Annotated in this window: 4 protein-coding genes and 1 pseudogene; all 5 read left to right on the forward strand. The window is 66.5% G+C overall.

Translation table 11 applies throughout. The features are described from left to right. Positions 1-479, forward strand: a pseudogene (locus tag QMZ25_RS16600) (methyl-accepting chemotaxis protein); the annotation flags it as partial. Between the two features lie 207 nt (positions 480-686). Beyond that, positions 687-1,460 (forward strand): flagellar brake protein, encoded by a 774-nt coding sequence (locus tag QMZ25_RS16605; RefSeq protein ID WP_111186113.1) that lies wholly within the window; start codon positions 687-689, stop codon positions 1,458-1,460. Positions 1,461-1,597: 137 nt separating this feature from the next. Next, complete coding sequence (locus QMZ25_RS16610; RefSeq protein ID WP_053520422.1) at positions 1,598-2,089, forward strand: chemotaxis protein CheW; 492 nt, start codon at positions 1,598-1,600, stop codon at positions 2,087-2,089. A 136-nt stretch (positions 2,090-2,225) separates the two neighbouring features. Next, positions 2,226-2,609 carry a hypothetical protein gene (locus QMZ25_RS16615; protein ID WP_053520421.1) on the forward strand — a complete coding sequence of 128 codons (384 nt, stop codon included), beginning with the start codon at positions 2,226-2,228 and terminating at the stop codon, positions 2,607-2,609. Between the two features lie 102 nt (positions 2,610-2,711). After that, the coding region (locus QMZ25_RS16620; protein WP_283219965.1) for a methyl-accepting chemotaxis protein at positions 2,712-4,284 on the forward strand (1,573 nt) is incomplete at its 3' end.

Raw genomic sequence — 4,284 nt, forward strand, 5'->3', positions numbered from 1 at the left:
CGAAGAAGATCGCCGAGATCATCAGCGTCATCGACGGCATCGCCTTCCAGACCAACATCCTGGCCCTCAATGCCGCGGTCGAAGCCGCCCGTGCCGGTGAGCAGGGCCGCGGCTTTGCCGTGGTCGCCAGCGAAGTGCGCACCCTCGCCCAACGCTCGGCGGGTGCTGCCAAGGAGATCAAGGGCCTGATCGACGCCTCTGTCGGCAAGGTCAGCGATGGCGCCGCACTGGTGCAACAGGCCGGCAGCACCATGCAGCGGGTCGTGGCCGCGGTGCAGCAGGTGAACCAGATCATGGGCGAGATCTCGTCCGCCTCGCAGGAACAGAGCATGGGCATCGAGCAGGTGAACCAGAGCATCGCGCAGATGGACGCCAGCACCCGCCAGAACGCCACGCTGGTGGAGGCGTCCACCGCGGCCACCCACGGCATGGCCGAACAGGCACAGCTGCTGGCGGCCGCGGTAGCGCGCTTCCACCTGCACGGAGGGGACGACAATCCGGCGGTGATGCAGCGTGTGCGGCAGATCGCCGGTATCGAGGAATGATGCCTTCGGCCCATTCCTTCGATCCCGGCCCGGCCGATGGAAGGTGATGAAACTCACACTTCATAATCCGGCGCGGTGGCCGATATCCCCATCGAGCCACGCGCCGGCGCGCGCAGGCGCCCGCCCCTGACCACACATTCCATGTCCGACGGCAACGACACAGCAGTGCACGATGTCCATGCGGCCGACGCCGCGGATGAACGCTTCCTGGTCCGTAATCCGCGCCAGCTGCGGCAGCTGCTGCGCTCGCTGATCGAGCAGCGCTCCCTGATAAACGCGCATATCGACGGCCGCGATCGCTCGTTCCCGACCGCGCTGTTGGAACTGGACGAAGACGAGGACGTGCTGCTGATCGATGGCAGCCCGCAGGAGGCGTCCAACCGGGCAGCCGAGCAGGCCGATCATGTGCTGTGTTTCGCCCAGCTTGAGCGCGTGCTGGTGCGCTTCCGTCTGCAGGGGCTGCAGCGCGTGGACAACGACGGCCACGTCGCCTTCCGCGCTGCGCTGCCAGAGGAACTGATGCATCTGCAGCGGCGCGAACTGTACCGGCTGGAGACCCCCGTCACCGACTCGCCCCAGCTGCTGCTGCCGGCTGCGGACGGACGCCCCGAGGCGTTGTCGATGCGCGTGGTGGACATCAGTGGCGGAGGCCTTGCCGTCGCGGTGCCCAGCGACTGCGCCGTGTTCGGCCTGCAGCAGCGCTACGCGGCGGTGCTGTCGCTGTCGGATGGGCCGGATCTGGATATCGAACTGGTGGTCTGCAACCTGCTGCCGCAGCGCCAGCCCAACGGTACCGAAATCAAGCGCGTGGGGATGCGCTTCGACAGCCTGCCTCGCGGTGGTGACAGCGCCATCCAGCGCTACATCTTCCGGATCGACCGCCAGCGCAAGGCACGCCGGAACGGAGAGATGTAGCTGGCGCCGGCCGTGGCCTGGCGCCATCCGGTCCTCACCAGACGGGAATGTCCTGTCACGGCCCTGCCTAAAGTCCCCCCGCGCGGGGCCGATATCGAGCCTGACACCGGGACTTCCGGCAGAACCAGGACCCCTCGATGAACGACCAGACCCGCTCCGCCGCCAGCGCCGGCGGCGAATTCCTCAGCTTCACGCTCGGCGCCGAGCATTACGGCGTGGATATCCTCAAGGTGCAGGAAATCCGCGGCTACGATGCCGTCACCCGGGTGCCGGACGCACCGGATTACATCAAGGGCGTAATCAACCTGCGCGGAACCATCGTGCCGGTGATCGACCTGCGCCTGAAGCTGCGCCTGGAGAACGCGCGCTACGACGCCTTTACCGTGATGATCGTGCTCAATGTCGATGACCGTGTGGTCGGCATCGTGGTGGACAGCGTCTCGGACGTCATCCCGCTGTCGTCCGAACAGATCCGCCCGACCCCTGAATTCGGCGCTGCGGTCGATACCCGGTTCATCTCGGGCATCGGCACCCAGGACGACCGCATGCTGATCCTGCTGGACATCGAGACCCTGCTGGACAGCGCGGACATGGGCCAGCCGGCCCTGCTCGAGGACGCCGCCGCCTGAGTCTGCGTACCGCTTCACGTTGCTGTCACGAAACCCTTCAGTTCCCTGCGGCGGTGCCGATAGGGGGACAGAGGCCGGCCGCGCGGGAACGCGTACCACCGGCAAAAAACCATCACCCTCCCGGAGAACCACCCCGATGAAGTCCCTGCTCGCGCTCGTTTCGGCTGCCGCCCTGGCCACCACCGCGTCGTCCGCCCTCGCCCAGTCCTCGGACATGATCCCGCCGGAACTGGCCCCGCGCTCGGTGGGCAAGGACGGCATGGTCTGCGGCAAGGTCGAGAAGGCCCGCTTCGCCGAAGGTTCCGAAGGCCAGCCGACGTTCCTGTACATGGGCGGCGCCTTCCCGCGCCACACCTTCTCGGCGCGCATCGCCGGTGAAAACCGCAGCAAGTTCTCGTTCCCGCTGGAAACGCTGGAAGGCAAGACCGTGTGCGTGATCGGCAAGATCCAGCGCGATGCCTCGCGCGCCGAGATCGAAGTCAGCTCGCCGGCCGGCCTGAAGCTGGCCAACATCAAGTAATCCGCTGTCCGTCGCAGTCACGCCGGTCCTGGTGCCGGCGTGGCCGCCGCCGCAACCGGGCCCGATGCCCGTGCGCGTCTGCCTTAGGAGATCGCAACGCCCATGCCTTGGATCAACAACCTGAAACTGATGCCGAAGCTGATGGTGACCTTCGGCGTCATCCTGCTGGTGATGCTGCTGCAGGGCATCGTCGCCTATCGTGGCCTGCATTCGCTGAACAACGTCACCACCGAGTTGGCCGGTTCGCGCATGGAAAGCATCCGCCTGGCCGGCGAGATGCGCGGCATGCTCGGCGAGTACCGCAACAGTGCCTACCAGCAGCTGATCCGTGCCAGCGATGACGTCAAGGCCGACGCGCGCAAGCAGGCTGCCGCGCTGCGTACCAGCATGGACAGTTCCATCAAGGACTATCCGAAGCTGGTGGACAACGCCCAGCAGAAGAAGCTGTTCGACACCTTCGCCAAGGACTGGAAGGACGCCCTGGCCTCCTACGACAGCGTCACCGAGATGCTGGAACTGGACCTGCCGGACGACGCCATCGATACCTTCGTCGGCGAGACCCGCACCAAGCACCGCAAGGCCGCCGCGGCGCTGGAAGCCCTGATTGCCGAAGACAACCGCCTCGCACGCGCCTCGCGCGAACAGGCCGAATCCACCTATGCCGCTTCGTCCGTCCTGACCGTGATCGCCCTGCTGGGTGGCGCCGCGCTCGGCCTGGTGCTGGTGTGGCTGTTCGCCCGCGCCCTCGTCGGCAGCGTGCGTGGTGCCGTCTCGGTGGCCAATGATGTCGCCGGCGGCAAGCTCGACGGTCACATCGATGTCAGCCGCCAGGATGAAGTGGGCGAACTGATGCAGGCCATGCAGCGCATGCAGCGTGATCTGCGTGAGCGCATCGAGACCGACCAGGCCATCGCCCGCGAGAACCTGCGCATCCGGACCGCGCTGGATTACAGTTCGACCGGCGTCTACCTGACCGATGCCAACAACACCATCGTCTACAGCAACCGTGCCCTGCAGCAGACGTTGAGCCAGTACCAGGACGATGTGCGCCGCGACCTGCCTGACTTCGATGCGCAGGACTCGCTGATCGGCAAGCCGGTCACGGTGCTGGAACACCGTGGCGAGATGGACCCGTCCCTGCTGGCGAACCTCAAGCAGCACGGCGTGGCCCGTCGCCCGATGCAGTACGGCGATGCCCAGTTCGCCCAGGTCGTGTCGACCATCCGCAACGAGGACGGCGACACCGTCGGCTGCGTGGTGGAATGGCGTGACCGTACCCAGGAAGCGCAGGTCGAGGCCGAAGTGGCCCGGGTGATCGCCCGCGCCGCCGCCGGCGATCTGTCCGGCCGGATCGAAACCAGCGACAAGGAAGGCTTCTTCCTGCAGCTGGCCCAGCAGATCAACGGCCTGCTCGACGCCAACGCCGGCAGCATCGAACAGATTTCCGGCCTGCTCGCCGCGCTGTCGCAGGGTGACCTCACCGTGCGCATGCATGGCGACTACCAGGGCGTATTCGCTCGCATGCGTGACGATGCCAATGCCACTGCCGCGCAGCTGAGCGAGATCGTCACCCGCATCAAGCAGTCCAGCCGGGCAATCAGTACTGCCGCCGGCGAGATCGCCTCGGGCAACAACGACCTGTCGCGCCGTACCGAACAGCAGGCCGCCAACCTGG

This window comes from Stenotrophomonas sp. RS-48 (assembly GCF_030053245.1).
Classification (GTDB): Bacteria; Pseudomonadota; Gammaproteobacteria; order Xanthomonadales; family Xanthomonadaceae; genus Stenotrophomonas; species Stenotrophomonas maltophilia_P.

What these genes read in the sequence shown, in the direction of transcription:
- QMZ25_RS16605 (WP_111186113.1), top strand. Translation starts at nt 687, where the DNA reads ATGTCCGACGGCAACGACACAGCAGTGCACGATGTCCATGCGGCCGAC.
- QMZ25_RS16615 (WP_053520421.1), top strand. Translation starts at nt 2,226, where the DNA reads ATGAAGTCCCTGCTCGCGCTCGTTTCGGCTGCCGCCCTGGCCACCACC.
- QMZ25_RS16610 (WP_053520422.1), top strand. Translation starts at nt 1,598, where the DNA reads ATGAACGACCAGACCCGCTCCGCCGCCAGCGCCGGCGGCGAATTCCTC.